Genomic DNA, 2,296 nt, shown 5'->3' with positions numbered 1-2,296 from the left:
ACCCCGTCGACTTTTTCAGCAATCGCAATGTCTAACATCTTTTTAAAAGCAGCTTCCTGCTCTGATAACAAACTGAAGCCACCTAATTCTTTACCGATGTGCCAATCAGCTGTATGTAATAATTTCATGTGTCTCTCATTTCTCAAATGAAAAAGGCGACCAAACACGCACCGCTTGTTTGGGTCACCTTTCAGTGTCTTACAATGTGTCGACAATCTCGTCAAACTTTTCTTGGATAAAGTCACGTGATGCTAATAGCTTTTCTTGCTCATCAGTTGTTAAGTCTAGATTAGCTTCTGCTAACACGCCGTCACGGCCAATCACCGCCGGGTATGACAAATAAATGCCCATATCATCACGTCGGTTCGAAACCACTAATTCTGCGTGCGCATCAGCCATCACAGCTTTTGCAATCCGAACTGCAGCCGTTGCGACACCGTAACTCGTATAACCTTTGCCGTTTAACACGGTAAAGCCTCCCTTACGCGCTTCGGCTTCGATACCGGCCAAATCAATATCACCAGCATCAGCCAGCTTAGCAATTGGCTGACCAAGTACTTGCACCGTTGACCACGCGACAAATTGCGAATTACCGTGTTCACCTAAGTTATACCCGGATACTGAACGAGGGTCCAAGTCAAACGCCTCACCCACCGCACGTTGCATACGTGCCGTGTCTAGCAAGGTTCCCGTACCAATCACCTTATGTGTTGGAAATCCAGTAACTTGCTGGAATAATGCGGTAATAACGTCGACCGGGTTTGAAATCACAATCAGAACCCCGGTAAAGCCCGATTCTTTTAAATTGGTCCCCACCGATTGCACCATACTACTCGTAAACTTTAGTTCCGCAAATCGATCACCGCTTGGATTGTCCTGCTGTAACTTAATGTTCCCTAACGTCGAAATCACAACATCCGCGTCTTCCAACGCTGACCAATCATTAATTGTGATATTACCATGCATTTCTAAATTAGCCATCGCATCTTGGAAGTCCAGTTGATCCGCCGTTACCTTACGCTCGTTAGCGTCGATAAATACGTAATCATCTGCAACCCCTTGTGCAATTAACGCGTGTGCCACTGCACTACCGACGTTCCCCAACCCGATAATTCCGACTTTACGTGCCATATCATCCTCCAAAGTTTTAATAATTTCATTATACCGAAAACGGCCATTGTTCTCCACCGAACAACAGCCGTTACCTTTATGCTTTAAATAAATGTTTCGTTGCCGCCATCAACAATGCGGCTGCAATCATCAAAACCACCAAAATTAGATAAACAATATTCTGAATTTCGCCAGCTGGATTTGCCGTAAAGGCCATCCCGTAAAGCATCGGTCCAAACGCAGACATGAAGTAGCCACCGGCCTGAGCCATTCCGGATAGTCGCGCAGTTTCAACTGGTGAATCCGTCTTTGCAGCAAACATGGTCATCGTGTAAAGGAAGAAGAACGATGTCGCAAAACCAATCAAGACGGTTAATGTCCACCAATATGCCAGCGATGACGTATCCTGATTAAACAACATGATTGCCCCAGCCAGCGACAGCACACCCGCAATAGCAATTGCCATCATCGTCCCACGACGACGCATGTGAACAAGAATGTTTGGTACAATAATCGAAATTGGCATACCGATAAATGAGTAAAATGACATAATAACTGAAATTGCCCCTGCTGACACGTGATGATGAGCCATCATCGTTGGTAACCAAGCAACTCCCGTGTAATTAATCGTGGCCTGAACCCCGAACACAATCAAGAAAGGCCAGGCCCGTACATTGGTCCAAATACGCTTCTTAGGCGCTATGACTTGTTTTTCAGTCGCGGTTGTTTTCACTTTTTCTGGCACCAACCGTGCCGTATAGAACCAAAAGCCCAAAACAATTGCTGGCAATAGCACCAATAACCACATCACTGCATGCCAACCGAACGTCGCAACAACCGGTGCAGTTAACAAACTAAATGCGGCTGAACCCACCATAATCGTGAGTGAATAGAGTGATGTATAGACCCCGACTTTATGTGAAAAATAAGCAGCCACAAACGAAGGCATAAAGACATTTAAATGGGCAATACCAATTCCCACAAACACCGTGCCCAACAGCATCGTTGGCATCGTCACAACCAGTCGCAGTGCCGTCCCCAGAAAAATACTTGCAATTGACAAAAATAATGCTTTTTTAAGGCCAAACACAGCCATTGTTTTGGATGCAAAGTTTGAGATTAACAAAAACATCACCAATGGAATCGTTGTTAATATGCCTAACTGACCGCTAGGAACACCTAACTC

At 45.3% G+C, this 2,296-nt stretch carries 2 protein-coding genes; both read right to left on the bottom strand.

The annotated features are described in order from the left end of the window. Positions 1-198 precede the first annotated feature (198 nt). Positions 199-1,131: an L-lactate dehydrogenase gene (locus tag WEIDD23_RS01210; protein WP_010371703.1), complete on the bottom strand. Its 933-nt coding sequence runs from the start codon at positions 1,129-1,131 to the stop codon at positions 199-201. A 76-nt stretch (positions 1,132-1,207) separates the two neighbouring features. Continuing rightward, positions 1,208-2,296, bottom strand: a 1,089-nt coding sequence (locus WEIDD23_RS01205) for an MFS transporter (protein ID WP_062358687.1), incomplete at its 5' end; no start/stop codon positions are given.

It is taken from the genome of Weissella sp. DD23 (genome assembly GCF_001579105.1).
GTDB classification, from domain to species: domain Bacteria; phylum Bacillota; class Bacilli; order Lactobacillales; family Lactobacillaceae; genus Weissella; species Weissella cibaria.
The sequence above is the reverse complement of the archived record's forward strand: the minus strand, read 5'-3'. Positions and strand labels throughout refer to the sequence as shown.

Bases quoted from the DNA above. Each gene is read 5' to 3' on its own strand.
- WEIDD23_RS01210 (WP_010371703.1), bottom strand. From the start codon at position 1,131: ATGGCACGTAAAGTCGGAATTATCGGGTTGGGGAACGTCGGTAGTGCA.